This is a genomic window from Brevibacillus sp. LEMMJ03 (genome assembly GCF_007197875.1).
Lineage (GTDB): Bacteria > Bacillota > Bacilli > Brevibacillales > Brevibacillaceae > Brevibacillus > Brevibacillus thermoruber.
This window is the reverse complement of record NZ_VKJN01000001.1, coordinates 234,327-251,449: the sequence shown is the minus strand read 5'-3', so window position 1 is coordinate 251,449 and position 17,123 is coordinate 234,327. Positions and strand designations below refer to the sequence as shown.

At 60.4% G+C, this 17,123-nt stretch carries 21 protein-coding genes; 6 read left to right on the top strand and 15 right to left on the bottom strand.

Annotated elements, in window-relative coordinates:
* Positions 1-5: 5 nt before the first annotated feature.
* The 6 genes from spoIIIAD to FOI68_RS01175 form a co-directional block, all read right to left on the bottom strand.
* On the bottom strand, positions 6-395 hold the full coding sequence (spoIIIAD, locus tag FOI68_RS01200; RefSeq protein ID WP_029099461.1) for a stage III sporulation protein AD: 390 nt from the start codon (positions 393-395) through the stop codon (positions 6-8).
* A gap of 14 nt (positions 396-409) precedes the next feature.
* Complete coding sequence (spoIIIAC, locus tag FOI68_RS01195) at positions 410-613, bottom strand: stage III sporulation protein AC (RefSeq protein ID WP_029099460.1); 204 nt, start codon at positions 611-613, stop codon at positions 410-412.
* Between the two features lie 16 nt (positions 614-629).
* Entirely contained in the window at positions 630-1,148 is a 519-nt protein-coding gene (gene spoIIIAB, locus FOI68_RS01190; protein ID WP_029099459.1) for a stage III sporulation protein SpoIIIAB, read from the bottom strand.
* Positions 1,136-2,098 carry a stage III sporulation protein AA gene (gene spoIIIAA / locus FOI68_RS01185; protein ID WP_029099458.1) on the bottom strand — a complete coding sequence of 321 codons (963 nt, stop codon included), beginning with the start codon at positions 2,096-2,098 and terminating at the stop codon, positions 1,136-1,138. The genes spoIIIAB and spoIIIAA overlap by 13 nt, the downstream gene beginning before the upstream one ends.
* Positions 2,099-2,316: 218 nt before the next feature.
* Entirely contained in the window at positions 2,317-2,811 is a 495-nt protein-coding gene (locus FOI68_RS01180) for a CD1247 N-terminal domain-containing protein (RefSeq protein ID WP_029099457.1), read from the bottom strand.
* A gap of 85 nt (positions 2,812-2,896) precedes the next feature.
* Complete coding sequence (locus tag FOI68_RS01175; protein WP_029099456.1) at positions 2,897-3,160, bottom strand: YqhV family protein; 264 nt, start codon at positions 3,158-3,160, stop codon at positions 2,897-2,899.
* 157 nt (positions 3,161-3,317) lie between these two features.
* Here FOI68_RS01175 and comA point away from each other — a divergent pair, with 157 nt between their 5' ends.
* Genes comA through FOI68_RS01160 form a run of 3 tightly spaced genes read left to right on the top strand, consistent with a single transcriptional unit; the run spans position 3,318 to position 5,347 of the window.
* Complete coding sequence (gene comA, locus FOI68_RS01170) at positions 3,318-4,139, top strand: phosphosulfolactate synthase (protein WP_044900281.1); 822 nt, start codon at positions 3,318-3,320, stop codon at positions 4,137-4,139.
* A complete protein-coding gene (locus FOI68_RS01165; protein ID WP_143862112.1) occupies positions 4,130-4,846 on the top strand; it encodes a 2-phosphosulfolactate phosphatase in 717 nt (238 codons plus the stop codon). The genes comA and FOI68_RS01165 overlap by 10 nt, the downstream gene beginning before the upstream one ends.
* Before the next feature lie 36 nt (positions 4,847-4,882).
* Positions 4,883-5,347, top strand: a complete 465-nt coding sequence (locus FOI68_RS01160) for a DUF441 domain-containing protein (protein WP_143862111.1) — start codon at positions 4,883-4,885, stop codon at positions 5,345-5,347.
* Between the two features lie 142 nt (positions 5,348-5,489).
* Here FOI68_RS01160 and efp read toward each other — a convergent pair whose 3' ends face one another.
* From efp to FOI68_RS01140, 4 genes are all read right to left on the bottom strand, one after another.
* A complete protein-coding gene (gene efp, locus FOI68_RS01155) occupies positions 5,490-6,047 on the bottom strand; it encodes an elongation factor P (protein ID WP_029099452.1) in 558 nt (185 codons plus the stop codon).
* A gap of 42 nt (positions 6,048-6,089) precedes the next feature.
* On the bottom strand, positions 6,090-7,160 hold the full coding sequence (locus tag FOI68_RS01150) for a M24 family metallopeptidase (RefSeq protein WP_029099451.1): 1,071 nt from the start codon (positions 7,158-7,160) through the stop codon (positions 6,090-6,092).
* Positions 7,161-7,196: 36 nt separating this feature from the next.
* Positions 7,197-7,637, bottom strand: a complete 441-nt coding sequence (gene aroQ, locus FOI68_RS01145; protein WP_035297963.1) for a type II 3-dehydroquinate dehydratase — start codon at positions 7,635-7,637, stop codon at positions 7,197-7,199.
* Between the two features lie 100 nt (positions 7,638-7,737).
* Entirely contained in the window at positions 7,738-8,226 is a 489-nt protein-coding gene (locus FOI68_RS01140) for a YqhR family membrane protein (RefSeq protein ID WP_082059712.1), read from the bottom strand.
* 136 nt (positions 8,227-8,362) lie between these two features.
* Here FOI68_RS01140 and FOI68_RS01135 point away from each other — a divergent pair, with 136 nt between their 5' ends.
* Entirely contained in the window at positions 8,363-9,298 is a 936-nt protein-coding gene (locus FOI68_RS01135; protein ID WP_044900277.1) for a DUF1385 domain-containing protein, read from the top strand.
* A 36-nt stretch (positions 9,299-9,334) separates the two neighbouring features.
* A complete protein-coding gene (locus FOI68_RS01130; protein WP_029099447.1) occupies positions 9,335-9,673 on the top strand; it encodes a hypothetical protein in 339 nt (112 codons plus the stop codon).
* A 62-nt stretch (positions 9,674-9,735) separates the two neighbouring features.
* Here the strand turns inward: FOI68_RS01130 and FOI68_RS01125 are convergent, their stop codons facing one another.
* From FOI68_RS01125 to FOI68_RS01115, 3 genes are all read right to left on the bottom strand, one after another.
* On the bottom strand, positions 9,736-10,683 hold the full coding sequence (locus FOI68_RS01125; RefSeq protein ID WP_035297968.1) for a patatin-like phospholipase family protein: 948 nt from the start codon (positions 10,681-10,683) through the stop codon (positions 9,736-9,738).
* Positions 10,684-10,796: 113 nt separating this feature from the next.
* A complete protein-coding gene (gene mntR / locus FOI68_RS01120; protein WP_029099446.1) occupies positions 10,797-11,225 on the bottom strand; it encodes a transcriptional regulator MntR in 429 nt (142 codons plus the stop codon).
* A gap of 123 nt (positions 11,226-11,348) precedes the next feature.
* Complete coding sequence (locus FOI68_RS01115; RefSeq protein ID WP_029099445.1) at positions 11,349-11,906, bottom strand: NADPH-dependent FMN reductase; 558 nt, start codon at positions 11,904-11,906, stop codon at positions 11,349-11,351.
* Between the two features lie 197 nt (positions 11,907-12,103).
* On the opposite strand from FOI68_RS01115, the gene FOI68_RS01110 reads away from it, so the two are divergent.
* The gene (locus tag FOI68_RS01110; protein ID WP_029099444.1) at positions 12,104-13,135 is read left to right on the top strand and encodes a hypothetical protein; all 1,032 of its coding nucleotides are present in this window, start codon (positions 12,104-12,106) and stop codon (positions 13,133-13,135) included.
* Positions 13,136-13,150: 15 nt separating this feature from the next.
* Here the strand turns inward: FOI68_RS01110 and FOI68_RS01105 are convergent, their stop codons facing one another.
* Together FOI68_RS01105 and FOI68_RS01100 are read right to left on the bottom strand one after the other, a co-directional pair.
* Positions 13,151-15,151, bottom strand: coding sequence for a PAS domain-containing sensor histidine kinase (locus tag FOI68_RS01105; RefSeq protein WP_143862110.1), 2,001 nt, complete (start codon positions 15,149-15,151; stop codon positions 13,151-13,153).
* 369 nt (positions 15,152-15,520) lie between these two features.
* Positions 15,521-16,843: a M28 family peptidase gene (locus FOI68_RS01100; RefSeq protein WP_143862109.1), complete on the bottom strand. Its 1,323-nt coding sequence runs from the start codon at positions 16,841-16,843 to the stop codon at positions 15,521-15,523.
* Positions 16,844-17,123 lie beyond the last annotated feature (280 nt).

Genomic DNA, 17,123 nt, shown 5'->3' with positions numbered 1-17,123 from the left:
CTCCCTCACGCCGGCAGCAGGTTAATCACGGTTTCGATGATGATTTGAATGATGGGGACGGCCATGACCAGAATCAGCACTTTGCCCGCCAGCTCGATCTTGGAAGCGATCGCCCCCTGGCCGGCATCCCGCGTCATTTGGGCGCCAAATTCGGCGATGTAGGCAATTCCGATGATTTTGAGGATCGTTTCCAGAAAGACGAGATTCAGATCGGCCTGCACGGCCAATCGCTCGAGAATGCGGATCACTTCGGCGATCTTGCCGATGAGAAAGTAGAAGATGAACACGCCGCTGGCAAGCGCCAGAAGAAAGGCGAACATCGGCTTCTGCTCCTTGATGACCAGCGCGAGAATCGTGGCCACCAGGCCCAGCCCGACGATCTGCACGATTTCCATCCTGCCTTCCCTCCTCAGTTGAACAGGAAGACGCGTTTTACCTCGGTAAACAGGTCGCCAATAAAGTGGGCCACCATGTACAGCACGATGATGAACCCCACCAGCGTCGCCCAGTGCGCGATGTCTTCCTTGCCCGCCTGCTTCAGCACCGTATGCAGAATGGCCGTGATAAACCCAACCGCCCCGATCTGAAAAACAGGTGTCAAATCAAAATCCACTGTGAACACCTCGCCTTTAGAACATCAGGATGACGACCAGCAGGCCGCACAGGAAGCCGAGGCTTTTGTACATCTTTTCGTATCGCCCTTGCTCTGCGCGCGCCTCTTCTTCCAGTCCGCGCAGGTGGGTGACGGCGAGGCGCAAATGTTTCTGCTGGTCTTCCCGGTCGGACGAGCCGAGAACCTGCCCCAGGCTGCTCAACACCTCGCGTTCCTGCCTGCGCAGCGCTGTCTGCGGCCAGTGTGCGCCGATCGCCTGCTGGAGGGCTTCTTCCGCCGTCTGGGCCCGCTCGGTGATCAACAGCTCGGCCGCGGTCAAAAACAGGCGGCCCACCTCCGCCGGTACGCGATGACCGATCTTGACGAAGGCACGGTGCAGGGGGGTCAGACCGTACACGATTTCCGTCTCCAGCATCTGCAGGGCGACCAGCAGGGCGCGAAGCTGCACGGGACGAAACGCGTAATAGCGGCCGATCTGCCAGCCTACCATGGAAGCGGAGAACAGGATCAACACGGCGCCGATCAGCTTAACCATGCGATTTTCTCCCTTTCCACACGAGTCAGGCCGCCGTCGTAGACCGCTTCGACCGTCCCCACGCCGTTTGCCCTGCTGAGCACGATGTAGCGGGAAAACGCGCCGTACTGGATCAACCTGCCCAGCGTCGGGCGCTGAGCCACTTCGCTGACGTCGGCGCCGTGGGCGGTGCAGATGACGGCTACTCCGGCGTGGATTGCCTCCCACACCGCCTCCCCGTCTTCCGTCCGGCCGATTTCGTCGACGATCAGCACATCGGGCGACATGGAGCGGATCAGCATCATCATCCCGACCGCTTTGGGACAAGCATCCAGCACGTCGGTGCGCGGTCCGACGTCCCGCTGCGGCACGCCGTTGAGGCAGCCGGCCAGTTCGGAACGCTCGTCCACAATGCCGACTTTTCGGCTGGACGACCATTCGCTGCCGTAGCTCAGGGAGCGGGCGATGTCGCGCAGCAGCGTCGTTTTGCCGCACTGCGGCGGAGAAATGATCAGGGTGTTGTGCACGCGGCCATTCTCGAACAGAAACGGGAGCACGCTGTGCGCCGCCCCTTTTTTCTCGCGGGCGATGCGGATGTTGAAGCTGGTGACGTCGCGGATGCCTTTCACTTCTCCCTTCTCCAGCACCACTTTGCCGGCGATGCCGATGCGATGGCCGCCGACGACGGTGATGTATCCCCGCTTCAGCTCTTCCTCGAGCGCGTAAAGAGAGTGATGGCTCACCTGGTTGAGCAGCTTGACCGACTGCTCCTCCGAAAAGATCCACCCCTGTCTGGCGTTGGCGGTTAGCTGTCCGGAAGGCGTCACATAGCTGGACTGCTGTCCGTAACGTATTTCCATCGGCTGATTTTGCCGCAGGCGTATCTCCTCCAGATGCTCTCTGACGGCGGAGGGCAACGCTGTCAGAATGCTGCGGACGGACGCCGGCAAAATCGCCATGATCTCCTTCACAATCGTCCCCTCCTTTTGCGGCCGGCGGGTGGCGCCAGCCTTTGTCCACTTTGACTTACCTCCATCCTATGCGGCCATGGACGAGTTTTATGCCAAGAAAAAACGCCTGCCGCGGGGCAAGCGCCGAGCGGCAGACGTGCGTGCGCGCGCAGACATGACAAGCCTGGCTGGCCGGAAATCCGGCCGTGGGGCCCGCATGTCTGCCGAGATCGCTGTTCTCATGTCGGGTTGATCGGCTCGTACACCGCTTCGTCGAGGTACGGCTCGACGATGTAGTGGTGGTACCCTTCGTCGTCCACGCCTTCGTGAAAAAAGAGGACCTCCCGGCAAGAGGGACACTCAATGGCGTGCGATGACGTCACGTGATCCCGCCCCCCTGTCTCGTACAGATAGGCGTCCTCATCATCGTCGAGATCGGCGAACGCCTCGTACGCTTCCCGCTCTTCCGCGGCGCAGTCCCCTACGGTTTCGTACAGGTTCTCATCGTCGCCGAACAGGTACAGCTCCACGTCTTCCAGGTCTTCGTCGATGGCCTCCGCGTAGCGCTCCGCTTCTTCCACGCGGGCGTGCAGCTCGCGGAACGCACCGTAGATCTCGTCGACCAGTTCGATCATCTCCGCGAGAATCTTCCCCTCGCGGCTGTGCTCCTGAACGTCCAGTCCGTCCGCCAGTCCGCGCAGATAGGCGATGCGGTTTTCCAACGCTTCCAACATGATGGGGTTCCCTCCTCTACCGGTGCTTGCCCTATTGTTCCCGAAAGACGGTCCGGTTACCAATCCAATCTGCCGCCGTGTCCGCTTACCTGCGCACGCCGATGAAGATGCAGACGACGCCGAGGAAGATCCAGGCGATTTTGGCGAAACTGATCCGGTCCGACATGCCGATCAACCCGACGGTCGTGGTCGTCAGCATCACCAGCGGTCCGACGATTGCCAGACTGGAGTTGATCAGCAGGGCCTTTTCCACCTGGTTCACCTTCAAGATCAGCAGGGCCGCCAACAGTTCAAGCGTTCCGGACATCATCCTGAGCGCAGCCATCCCGAGTATCGCTTTTTCCCACATCCAGCCTCGTCCTCCCTCCTCGTTCTCACTCTATGCCCGTCCCCGCCGGTTTCATCACACCTTTGGCTGGGCAATCGCCTATGGGCGGTCGGCTCACTTCTTTTCGTCCGCCTACATACACTGAAGCAAACGCCTAGAAGAAATGAGGAAAACGCCAATGCTAGACAGCGACATCCCATTCTGGCCCGCGAGCTGGGCTGATCCGTTCGGCGAGCGGCAAACCAAGCCGCGCTCCCGCGGATTGACCATGGTCATCGACAAAGGGCTTGGGCTGAACACCTTTCATGACCTGATGGAACTGGCCGCGCCGCATATCGACATTTACAAACTGGGGTTTGGCACCTCGACGCTCTATCCCGCCGGCGTCCTGTACCAAAAAGTGGCGCTCGCCAAGGCACTGGACCTGCACATCATGCCGGGCGGCACGCTGTTTGAAATCGCCATCCGGCATTCGCCGCCGGAGACGTACATGGCCCGGCTGCTCGACCTCGGTTTCAACGCGGTGGAGATTTCCGACGGAACCTTCCCGCTCTCCGCCGACATGCGCCGGCGGGCAATCGCCGCTGCGGCAGACGCGGGGTTGACGGTATACACGGAGTTTGGCAAAAAAGCGGCCCATTTCCGGGCTGAACGCGACGATCTGCTGCGCACGCTGGAACAGGATGTGCGCGCGGGAGCCAGCTACGTGATCGTGGAGGCGCGGGAGAGCGGAACGGTTGGCGTGTTTGACGGCAAGGGCATGGTGGATCACGCGTTTTTGCAGGAGATCGCCCAGGCGGCCGGCGACCATGCCGGGCGGCTGATCTGGGAAGCGCCGCACAAGGAACAGCAGGTGGCCTTGATCCGCGCCCTGGGGTGTGACGTCAATCTGGGAAACGTCGCCTATACGGACATTCTCGCCGTGGAGACCCTGCGCCGGGGGCTGCGGGCGGATACGGCGGGCTTTCTGGAGGGGAGGAGGACCGCTCCATGCGAATAGCGGTGGTGCCGACCGTGGAGGAGATTCGTTTTGATCAAATCAGCAACCGCGTGGTCGTGGTGATCGACGTGCTGCGTGCCTCCAGCACGATCGTTACCGCTTTGGGCAGCGGATTTCATGCGGTCGTCCCGGTGGAGACGATCGGCCAGGCCCACGCGCTGCGCTCGGCCGGCAGCGTTCTTGCCGGCGAACGGCACTGCCGCAAGATAGCCGATTTCGACTGCAGCAATTCGCCGACCGAGCTGTCCCGACAGCCCCACGCCGGACGGCAGCTGATTCTCACCACGACCAACGGCACCCGCGCGATTCAAAAAGCCGAGCGGGCCCAGGTTCTTGTCATCGGCTGTTTTTTAAACGCCACCTCCTGTATCCAGTACGCCCTGTCGCACAATCTGGACATCACCCTGTACTGTGCCGGCACCCGCTCCGAGTTCGCCCTGGAGGACGGACTGGCGGCCGGCCTGATGATCCACACGGCACAACAAATGCGCCCCCACATCCAGGTGTGTGACCTGGGGGAGGCGCTGAAAGCGGGCTATCTGTACGTATGCGGCCGGCTGGGTGAGGTGATGGCCCGCACCACCACAGGCAAGCGGCTGATCCAGCACCACTGCGAGGAGGACCTCCGCTTCTGCTCCCAGATCGACCGCTACCGGCTGGTTCCGGTGGTGAAGGATCGACGCATACTCTCCCACCTTGTCTCATAAAGTGTAAGCAGAACAGGGACAGGGGTTTTGATGCCGATGATGCCAGGAGAAGTGATGCTTGTCATCCTGATCGTGATTGGGTTGCTCGGACGTTCGCCGATTATCGCCACGGCCGCCAGCATCCTGCTGGTGCTGAAACTGACCGCGCTGGAGCGATTTTTTCCCACCGTCGAACGGCGCGGGATGGAACTGGGCCTGCTGTTTTTGACCATCTCCGTGCTGGTGCCGTTCGCCAGCGAAAAGATTTCCTGGCGGGACGTGACGCCGCTGTTTACGACGGTGATGGGCCTGCTCGCCTTGGCGGGCGGCGCCGTCGCCACGTGGATGAACGGCAAGGGCCTCGACCTTTTGCGCGCCGAGCCGCACATCATCGTCGGCCTGGTGATCGGCTCCATTTTCGGTATCGTCTTTTTGCGCGGCATCCCTGTCGGTCCCCTGATGGCGGCGGGCATTACCGCATTCGTTCTCAAGCTGTGGGAGTGGTTTGGCGGACGGTCGTAGCCGTCCGCTATTTTGGTTCGGGCGGATCGTCTCGGGGCCGATGGCACGGCGGTACGGTGACAGGTGTATCAGGCCCATGTCTTCGACAGCGCAAAAAGGCTGTACCCGAACAGGGTACAGCCTCGCCTGCGTGTATGCGCGTTTACGCGCGGGAAACGTATTGTTCCGTGCGCGTGTCGATGATCAGCTTGTCGCCTTCTTCGACGAACAGCGGCACGTTGACCACGAAGCCGGTTTCCAGCGTCGCCTTTTTCGTCACGTTGGACGCGGTGTCGCCTTTTACGCCCGGCTCGCACTCGGTCACCACCAGTTCAACCGTGTTCGGCAGTTGAATACCGATGGTCTCACCGTTGTACTGCATGATCTGTACGTTCATGTTTTCCTTGAGGAATTTCAGTTCGCGCTCAATTTGCTGACGCGTGAACGTGATCTGCTCGTACGTCTCGGTATTCATGAAGGTGTACTCGTCACCGCTGTTGTACAGATACTGCATGGTCGACGTTTCAATGCGGGCCGGGTTCACCTTTTCGCCACCGCGGAACGTCATTTCCGTGATGTTGCCGTTGCGCAGGTTGCGCAGCTTGGAACGGACGAACGCCGCCCCTTTCCCCGGCTTCACGTGTTGGAATTCGATCACCTGATAAATGTTGCCATCCACTTCGATGGTCAAACCAGTACGAAAGTCGTTCACAGAGATCATGGTAGTCCTCCCAAAATCAATCAATAACACAACTAGTATAAATTAGACGGGCAAAATGAGCAACTCTTTCGTCGAGGTTGTCAGTACCTCATGGCCGTCCGCCGTGATCAGCACGTCGTCCTCGATGCGCACCCCGCCGAGGCCGCTGATGTAGATGCCCGGCTCCATCGTGACCAGCATGCCCGGCTCCAGCACGAAGGGACTCACCGCGGACAGGTTGGGCAGTTCGTGAACTTCCACGCCGAGCCCGTGACCCGCGCTGTGTCCGTACGCGTCTCCATAACCGGCGGCAGTGATGATCTCGCGCGTAACAGCATCCGCCTCTTTGCCTGTCACGCCCGGTTTCAAGGCCTCCACGCCGGCGATCTGGGCGCGCAGGACGATGTCGTAAATCTCCTTCAGCTTGGGATCCGGTTCCCCGACGGAAAGGGTGCGGGTGATGTCGGAGTTGTACCCTTTGTAGGCTGCACCGAAGTCCAGCGTGACCATTTCGCCCGCCTGGATGACCTTCTCGCTGGCTCGCCCGTGCGGCAGCGCCCCGCGCACGCCGGAAGCCACAATGATGTCAAACGCGGCGGCCTCCGCACCCCGTTTGCGCATGAAAAACTCCAGCTCCAGAGCCACGTCCACCTCGCGGACGCCCGGTTTGATATAGCCCTGAATGTGCTGGTACGCCTCGTCAGCGATGCGCACCGCTTCGCGGATGATCGCCAGTTCGGAAGCGTCCTTGTACATGCGCAGTTTTTCCATCAGGCCGCTGGTCGGCACAAGCTCGACACCGTCAAACGCCTTGCTCCATTCCTGATAGGTGCCGAACGACACACTGCTTTCAAAGGCAAGCCGCTTTACGCCCGCATCCTTCAGCACCCGGGCGAGCGCTTCCACCGGTTTGCGTTCGTTGTTGACGACACGAAAATGGGGCGCCTGCTCCTGCGCCTGTTCGATGTAGCGGAAGTCGGTGACGAGGAATGCCTCTTTTTCCGTCACGATCACCCAGCCGGTGGAGCCGGTAAAGCCGCTCAGATAAAACCGGTTTTCCTTCTTTTCCGTAATCAGCGCATCCGCGCCGAGCTGCGACAAGGCGTCGCGAAGTCTCTCAAGCCGTTGGTCCATGACCCTCTCCCCTTCGTTTTTCGTTCTTCCGTGCCCTTATCCCCGCGTCAGTTTGCGGACCAGTGCGCGCAGCGCCCATTCGTACCCGTCCGTTCCCAGTCCGACCACCTGTCCCAGCACCACCGGCGCGATGACAGACTGATGGCGGAACGGTTCGCGGGCGTGCACGTTGGAGATATGTACCTCGATGGCCGGCAGCGCCACCCCCGCCAGCGCGTCCCGCAGCGCGTAGCTGTAATGGGTGAAGGCGCCGGGATTGATCACGATGCCGTCGTGCACCCCTTTGGCCCGGTGAATGGCGTCGATCAAGACGCCTTCATGGTTGGACTGGCAGTGCTCCAGCCTGCCGCCCAATTCCTCCATCACTTTTTCCAGCCGAGCCAGCACGTCGTCCAGTGTCTCGCTTCCGTACACGTCAGGTTCCCGCTTCCCCAAGAGGTTGAGGTTCGGGCCGTTCAGCAGCAGGACGGATACCATCGTCCATTCCTCCCCCATGTAAAATCAGTTGAACTCCTCTTTGTAAAAAGATTTTTACTAAAGAAATATTTTACCACACACAGGAAGGGCTTGAACAGCGTCAGGCTTTGTCAGACCGCTCCAGCGAGATCGTCATCCCGACAAACAGGCCGAACGACAGGTACCAGGCCAGTTCGGTGCTGAGCGTCGCTTGATTCCAATTGCCGATGCGAAAGAAAAACCCCGCCACGGCCAGCAGGATCAGGCCGTACAGCAGGCCGATCCACCACAAGCGGATCCTGCCGAACAAAAGCGAATACAGAAAGACGGCCATGATCGTCTCCACAAACAGCACCAGCGTCCCCAGCCCGATGCCCGCCCAGGAGTTTGCCCTCGCCGTGCCGAGAATCGGCCGGGCGAACGCTTCCACGCCGTATGGTGTGAAGTTCAGATAATGGGCGGCCGCGCGGACCAGCCCCCACAGAACCGTACCCCAGAAAGCGACTTCCGCCATCTTGGCGAACGGCAGCGCTTTTGTCCCGCCCTGCTGCCCGGCCGACAAGCCTGCCGCGCCCGGCTGTTCCGCCTTTTGCGTCTTGGTTGCGTCCATGTGCATCACCTCAGGTGTAGTATGCGCCGCGGTCCCGGTTTTCACTAATTGTTGACATTTGAAAGGCAGCGGGTGAACTGCTTGTAGCCTGCGCGGTCCGTTTCCGGTACAATATGTGGTAAGGAAGGTGATAGGATTGGCGCAGCAAAACGTACCCAGTTACGGCGGGCAGGCCGTCATCGAAGGCGTCATGTTTGGCGGCAGACGGGTGACCGTCACGGCCATCCGCAGGAAAAATCAGGAGATTGAGTATTACGAAGCTCCGCGCTCGGAATATACATGGGCAAACACCTTGAAAAAAATCCCCTTTGTCCGCGGGATCGTCGGCTTGATCGAGGCCAGCGCAAACGGAGCCAAACATCTGAACTTCGCCTCCGAACGGTACAGCATGGAATCGGACGACGACGTGTACGAAGGCCCGTCCAGGCTGCAAATGGTGCTCGGCGTGGCGGTGGTCGGCATACTCTCGTTCTTGTTCGGCAAGTTCGTCTTCACGCTGGTGCCGGTCTTTCTCGCCCAGTTTTTGCTCGGGCAGTGGGTGCCGGCGGGGATTCCCCAAAACCTGGCGGAAGGCGTGATCAAACTCCTGCTATTGCTCGGCTACATCACAGCCATCGCGCAGGCTCCCTTGATCAAGCGTCTGTTTCAATACCACGGAGCCGAACACAAGGTGATTAACGCCTTTGAATCCGGGGTAGAATTGACAGTAGAGAACGTGCAAAAATTTTCCACCCTGCACTACCGCTGCGGCAGCAGCTTTCTGATCTTCACGGTGATCGTCGGGGTCATCATCTACTCGCTGTTCACCTACGAAACGCTGTGGGATCGCGTGGTGCAGCGCATCGTTCTCCTGCCTCTGGTGATCGGGGTGTCGTACGAGGTGCTGCAGTGGACCAACAAATGGCGCGATACACCGTTCCTCCGCTATTTGGGCTACCCGGGGCTGTGGCTGCAAAAAATCACGACCCGCGAACCGGACGACAGCCAGGTGGAAGTGGCGATCGCCGCGTTTCTCAAAATGCGGGAACGGGATCGGGTCGCAGGCGAAGAGCGATTGATCTCCGCCGGATAACGTGAGGCATATTGAAAACCATTGAGGTGAAGCCCTATGTTACGCCGCATTCCCCCCATCATCGTCGCGTTGCTGCTGTTGGCCGCCTACGGCTTTCTGAGGCAGGTCATCGACAATCCTGTCGGCACCTTGATCGTGATCGGCTTGTCCGTGCTGCTGTTTGTGGCGGTGCGAAACTACCTGCGAAGCGGCTCGGTTTTCTCCTCCGCCTATCGGCACAAACAGGCGAAGCCGAAAACCGCGCCGCGCCCGTCGATGAAAAAGTCGTCGCCGGCAGGCCGCAAAAACCACCCGTTCCGTGTAATCGAAGGAGCCAAAAGCAGGGCAAAGGATAAGCAGGACGAGAGCGACCCGCAGAACCACATCTCGCAGTAACAGCAGGCAGAACACTCCTACCATATTCGTTTTTCAGACCGTTTTTCGTCAAAACAGGCCGCCTATACGAGGCAGCCTGTTTTTTCGTTTGGCGCAGGCGGTATGCTGCGAAACACTTCGACGTACTGCTCGAAGTTCCATTTGGCCAGAAACTGCCGGGCCGCCTCCTCCCCCGAACGAAGCAGGGACGCGCGCAGCTCGGGCGAGAGGCCGAACTGCGTGGTCCGCACCCCCAGCGTGGGAATGAAGACCGTCCGCACCGCCTGCGCCCTCTCCACATACAGCCGGTCGTGGGCGTCCAGCATCGTGGTGATCAGACTGCGGGTGAACGAAAAAAGTCCCCGGATCCGGTACGGTTCCCGCTCCACCCGTTTGCCGTGCAGCCGAAACCCGATCGTCGGCCAGCGCGGTTTTCCGGGAACGTCGAACAACCAGACCGGATAGTTGCTCAGCAGCCCGCCGTCCACGATATAGTGCGGTTCCCCGTTCTGCTCCAACCGGACCGGCTGAAAGAAATACGGGAGCGAGCACGACATGCGGACGGCCCGGGCGATGGGGAATTCTTCCGGGACGATGTCAAACTGGACGAGATCGTCCGGCAGGACCAGCATTTTTCCCGCCGTGATGTCGGACGCGATGATCCTGAGCTTGCCCGGCGGCAGGTCCCCGAAGGTGCGGATGCCTTTTCTCCTCAACAATTCGTCCATAAACCGCTCAATCCGGTTGGTCCGGTACATTCCCTGCCGCACCATCAGTTCGTACAGGGGGCCGATGACCGGCAGCCGTCCGATGCCGCGCCGCTCGAGAAAGTGCAGATAGTCGAGCCGCTCAAACACGGGCCTGATCTCCCCGCTCTTGTAGCCCGCCCCGAGCAGAGCGGCGACAAACGAGCCCGCCGACGTGCCGGCCAGGTTCGCCCACGTATAGCCGTGCTCCTCCATCACCTGTAGCGCCCCGATAAAGGCGATCCCTTTCACCCCGCCGCCCTCAAACACCGCGTCCGCCTTCATGCCCTCACCTCCCCTTTCCTCCTTATCAAATATAGGGAGATGGCTTGTCGATTACGACAAAAAACGCAAGCCGGTCAGGCTTGCGTCTGTGCAGTGCGATCTCTATGATTCGGCTATTCTTCCTTTTGCTCGTCTTCCTGTCGAATGCGGCGCAGCTCCTCAATACGCGACGGGTCGGCATGAAAATACTGGACAAGATACTCCAGGCAGGTGATCGACTCCCAACTGAGATGGTGCTCGATCCCTTCCACGTCCTGATAGATGTGCTCCTCGTCCACGCCGATGACACGCATGAACTCTTCCAGCAGACTGTGACGGTCCACCAGACGCTTGCCGATTTTTTTGCCTTTCGGCGTCAGCACCAGGCCCCGGTATTTTTCATAGACCAGGTATTTGTCTTTGTCCAGCTTTTGGACCATCTTGGTAACGGATGAGGGATGCACTTCCAACGCTTCCGCGATATCGGAGACACGGGCGTAACCTTTTTCTTCAATTAAGCTGTAAATGCGTTCCAAATAGTCTTCCATACTGGGAGTTGGCATGTGGATCCCTCGTTTCCAAACGGTATTTCTGGTGAGAAGAAAAACCTTTTGTGGCCAAGGCTTTTCAAAAGCACGTAAAAACATAATACCGTGGAAAGCGCAACGGTTGCAAGAAAAACCTGCCTACTGCGGCTGTTTTTCCGCGTTCATCACCCGCACGTACCGCACCAGTTCCCGGCCGAGCGTCTCCATGCGTTCCTGCAGGCGCGGATCTTTCAGCGTCCCGTCTGGCGCGAACGCGTTGTAGGCGCTGGGGACACTCGGGCTGGACGGCAGGGGCCAGGCGTGCAGATTGCGCATGATCACCTGCAGGGTGTTTACCGTATTGGTCGCGCCCATGCCGCCTCCCGCCACGCCGAGAATGGCCACCTGCTTGTCGCGCAAATGGCGCCCTTCCAAAAAATCGAGCGCGTTTTTCAAGGCGCCGCTGATGCTGCCGTGGTACTCCGGCGAGCCAATCACCAGTCCGTCCGCTTCCGAGACCTTTTGCACAAAACGGTGCACCGTCTCCGGATACGTGGAGGCGTCATCGCGATTGTCGTAGATCGGCATCGGCCATTCGGCCAGGTGGATCAGTTCCGTTTCCGCTCCCGCTTCCCGGGCGGCCTTCAATACGATCTGTACGGCCAGTTTGGTTGTCGATTGGGGGTTCATGCTTCCGGCAATGCCGACGATTTTCATGTCATTCACCTCGGATGGCAGTCGTTGTCAGGGGTACCTTCAGTATATCCATTTTTTGATAGTTCGTAAACACATATGTATCATTAATCCCCCTGTTCTGAACAAGCCTCCCTGGCTCATACATTGGTACCAATATGACGAATTGCATGACGCATGAGCTGCTCTTGGTTTCCACGCTGGGTAAAGGATGATGTGCAATGGACAGAAGCGCATGGCGAATCGCCGTACTGTTCGCTGGAGCCGCGCTCGGCGGTTCGTATTTCAGCGGTTATGAATGGCTGCGCTTTTTTGCCTATTACGGCTCGTGGGGGACGATTGGTCTCGTCGCCGCCAGCATCGGACTGGGGTGGACCGGCTGCCGTGTGCTGGTCACCTGCCATCGCGAGGGGGTTCGTACGCTCCACGATCTGCTCTGGCAGTGGTTTGGCCCCCAACTCGCTCCCGTCCTCTCCGTGCTGATCCACCTCTCCCTCTTGGCGTACGCGGGAGCGTCAGCGGGCATGCAGGCGGCGCAGCACGCAGCTGGTTCGTGGAGCTGGCTGTTTGTGCTTGCTCCCCTGCTCCTCGCCGTGGTGTTTGTCGCCCAGGGGTGGACGGCGATCCTGCGGGGTACAGCCGCCTCGCTCGCCGCCGGACTGTTGCTGCTCGCGTTTGTGTTTGCCGAACAGCGCCACGTGCCGATCCCTTCACTCGGATACCAGCTCAACTTCCTGTGGCTGATCCAAGCCGTGCTGTACCTCTCCCTGCACTTTCTGGTCTGTCTGGTCGTCGTCCTGCCGCTTGCCACCCGTGCGCCCCGGGAGAGCACCATACGCGTGGGCGTGATGGCGGGCACGCTGTTCTTTTTCTTCGCCACCCTGCTGGGACAGGCGATCCTGCTGGCCTACTGGCACGACGTCCACTCCGCCGCCCTGCCGCTGAAGCAGATTCTGACTTCCCTGCTGCCGTTTGCCGACCTGCTGCACCTGTTGTTGGCGCTCGGACACGCCGGCCTCATCCTGGGCGCGCTCGTCTACGCCATGGCCGTGCCCGTGGCGGTGCGCCACGATCTGCACATGGGGCCGCTGCTGCTGGCGATGCTGGCCGGGGCCAGTCTGTTCTCCCTGCTGCCGCTGGTGAGCGGCACGGCTGCCCATCTGGCCGCAAGCAGCGCCACGTACTGCGGACTTTTGCTGCTGGGGCGCCTGCTGTGGAAAGACAGGCCGCCGCGTCCTGAACCGCCCGGGTGAGCGGAACCCACCGCATCAACCGGCCAAGGCGGGGAGGATGACGTCGACCGTCGTTCCCTGTTCCGGTTCGCTTGTGATCGCGATCCGGCCGCCGTGCTCCTCGATGATCCTGCGGCTGACCATCAGGCCCAGTCCGGTTCCCTTTTCCTTGGTGGTGTAAAAGGGCTCGCCCAGGCGCGGAATCCGTTCCGGGTCGATGCCGCAGCCCGTATCCTTGATCCTGATCCGCACCTCGCCTTTGTCAAGCGCTTCCGCCTCCACCCGGAGGTGTCCCCCGTTCGGCATTGCTTCGATGGCATTTTTGCACAAATTGATGAAGACTTGCTTCATCTGGTTTTCTTCGCAGGTGATGGGCGGCAGCTTCTCCGCGATCCGGGTGTGAATCTGGATGTTGTTCAGAATGGCTTGGCTGTCCAGGAGCGAGAGCACGTTTTTCAGGATGCTGCCCACTTCGCGCTGCTGATACTTGACCGCCTGCGGCTTGGCCAACCGCAGCAGTTCGCTGACGATCAGGTTGATCCGATCCAGTTCGGAGAGCATGATCCCGCAGTACCGCTTGTCTTCGGCGGACGACTGCATCAACTGGATAAAGCCGCGCAGCGCCGTCAACGGGTTGCGGATCTCGTGGGCGATCCCCGCCGCCAACTGCCCGACGGCAGACAGCATGTCCGACTGGCGGAGCAGTTCTTCCGCCCGCTTTTTCTCCGTGATGTCGCGGGTGACGATCATAAAACTGATCACCCGTCCCGTCTCGTTCACGATCGGCTTGCAGCGGGATTCCAGGTGGACCCAGTGGCCGCCGCTGTGCAGGAAGCGGAATTCGACCGCCGCCATTTCCCTGGTTTGGCGGATGTCCGCAATCGCCTGCCGGACGGATTCCCGATCGTCCGGATGAATCAGTTTCAGGCAGTCGTACACCCGCTTGTACTGATCGAGCGGATACCCCAGGATCGATTCATGCGAGGGAGACATGTAGGTCACCGCGCCGTTCTCCTCGTACACGCAGATCATGTCGGTCATGTTCTCGGCTATCAACCGGTACTTGGCTTCGCTCACCCGCAGGCGGTGCTCCACCCGCTTTCGTTCGGTAATGTCCCGCGCGCTACCGGCAATGCCGATCACCTTTCCCTCGACGTCGTAGATCGGCGCCATCGAGAGCGAAACGTGCAGGGGCCGGCCGCTTTTGTGAAAACGGATGGTCTCCAGGCCGATGATGCGCTTGCCGTTCAGCACCTGTTGATGGTAGTAGTCGGCTTCTTCCTGCAGATGCGGGGGGATGACCGGCAGCGGACGGTCGATCAGCTCTTCCTCGCTGTAGCCAAAGATGATTTCCGACGCCTGGTTGACGCGCTTTACGCGGCCGTTGACGTCGATCAGCGAGATGGCGTCCGGGGTTTGCTGCAAAAAGGACTCCAGCAGTTCCTTCGTGGCCAGTCCGTCCAATTCCGCCCGCTTCTGGTCGGTGATGTCCCGCCCCAGCACCAGGAGGGCGGCGTATTGGGTCAGCGCATCCACGACCGGTACCTTTAGCATGTCAACGTAGCGTGCCGAACCGTCCGGCTGCACAAACACCTCGACGCGGCGGAGCGGTTCTCCCGTTTGAAAGACGAGTTCGTCGGTTTCGCGGCAGCCGCACAGACTTTGCCGGTAGCGGTCCGTCCCGGCCACCAGGTTGGGAGCGGCAAGCCGTTCGCCAACAAAGAATTCGCTGGCCGCTTGATTGACGTATAAAAGCTCGCCCGTTTTGCTCTTGATGAAAAGGAGGTCCGGGATGGCGTCGAGATATGTGCGGAAGCTGCGCTCCCGATAGCGCGCTTCCTGTTCCAGTTGCCGGACGCGCCGCAGCAGATACAAGACGAAAAGGAACGCCGCCAACGCCAACGCTGCCAGTACGCCGAACAGTAGCCTCCCGTTGAGAAGGGAAGACAATACGGGCCAGTTTGACGCGGTGAGAACCGCCAGGGCGACTACCGCCAAGAAAGAAGGAAACAGCGCGAGAGTACCAGTTTGCTTCATATCGACCTCCGTTACCGATGTACATCTCCTGTATCGCTGAAGGGAATGTTTCTGTATTCGGAAATTTCCGATAAATGGAACGACGACTGCTGCAGACCCGGATGCACCGAGGATGCGTCCACGCGAACGCGTTGCCGCACCGGATCGAGTCTCTTTCTCCGCCGAGGCTCTCTGATCCACGCTTTGTCAAAACAGAATGGGTGAATTTTTTAACATCTGTGAAAATTATACCTCTTTCAAGATAAATCGGCCATTCCTTACCATTCGACAGTTTGTGACAAGCTGCCGCCGGAAGGCCAACGAAAAGCGCCCGCGTCGAATAAACCTACGCGGGCGCTGCGTGCGTTTTCCATGATGGTTCGCTTCTCTTTACCGTCCGGATCTGGCAGCGGGTCTGCCCGCCGGATACGCCGGGGTCTGTCCGCCGGCAATCTCGCCGACAGCGGCGAGGACGACTTGCGCCGCACGGCTAAGCCGCTCCCGGCTGATCCTGTCCACGGTGTCCTGCGGATGCTCCCGCTGCTTGTCGGCGGGAACAGGAGCGACGAGCGCGGCGGCGGGAATCCCGGCGCGGGCAAACACGATCGGTTCTCCCTCTCCGCCCGCCTCGCTCAGTCGGGTGCCGGAAAAAACGGCCCCCGCCCGCGCAGCCAGGTCGGCCGGAAGGTTTCGCTGTCCGTCCGCTGTAACCGCCGTCAATTCCCCCGCGTCCGCGCTGCCGACCCCGTTGAGGCAGAACGCGGCGACGATCTGCTGCTTCTCCGCTTCGGACAAGGAGCGCACGTAGGCAGCGGCCCCCTGCGCCCCGTCGAAAGCCGCTCCCAGGCTGACGAAACGGACTTCGGTGTCAACCTCCTGGTCTGCCAAAAGGCGGGCTGTCTCCAGGAGCACGGCCACTCCGGAGGCTCCCTCGTTGGCGCCCGGCGACGCCGGCAGCGAATCGTGGCGGGCGGTCACCAGTACCGTTTGGCCCGTGTTTGCGCCGTCCGGCTTTCGCGCGGCGATCAGATTGTACGACGTGCGTCGGCTGGTCACGCCGCCGGACACGTTCAGCTCGGCGGACACCTTTCCCTTTTCCAGCAGACGCTGACGCAGGAGTTCCCCTTCCGTTCGCGGGAGCAGCACGACGGGTACGGCCATGTCGAGCGGTTCCTCCAGGGGTTCGCTCCACGCTCCGTCGGCGTCGTTGACGAGAATGGCTCCCGCCGCCTTGGCCGCCGCCGCGTTGCGCACCTTTTCCCCCAAGGGGATCTCCCCCCGCCGAATCAGGAGGATCTTTCCCTCCGCCTGTATGCGGCTCAACTCCGCCGCCGTGCCTCTCCCGGCGTCAACGATCTCGCCCGCCGCCCTGCCGTTGGGTCCGTGCGTCAAGGCGGTCACGTTCCACCTGCGTTCGGGCCAGTCGACCGTGCGCAAGGAGAGCTGCGTCGGCTGGCGGTACACGTAATAGGCAAACGGCTGCAGCCTGGTCTCGTACCCGTACAGGCGAAGCTGCTCTTCCACATAGACGATGGCGGCAAACTCCGATTCCGTCGCCGCCGCCCGCGGCAGACGGGACAGACGCTCAACGTGGCCGTACAGGCCGTCGGCGTCGATCTGATCCTGCAGTCCGGCCGCCGCCCCCGCCGGCAGCGGCAGATTCAAGCTGACAGCCAGCATGGCGACCAACGTCCATCTGCAAAACGCCCTCATGGCATTCTCCCTTCGCAACGCGTTCGTTTCTTTTTATTATGGGCAGGGGCAGGCGGCGGCGTCTAGTCAGAATAGTTTGTCAAATACAGGCACATGCCGTCATCGGGCGACAGCATTTGTGGACCATCCGCAAAATCAAATTGACCCTTGTCCCCCGGTTTGGTAAGGTGGAAGTAGAATCCATCAAGCGCTCGACGCGGATTTTCCGGTCCGCCGCCGGTGGCTGTATGTTTGCGGATGGTTTCTGCAAACCAAAAAAGACATAATATTTGTGTAATAG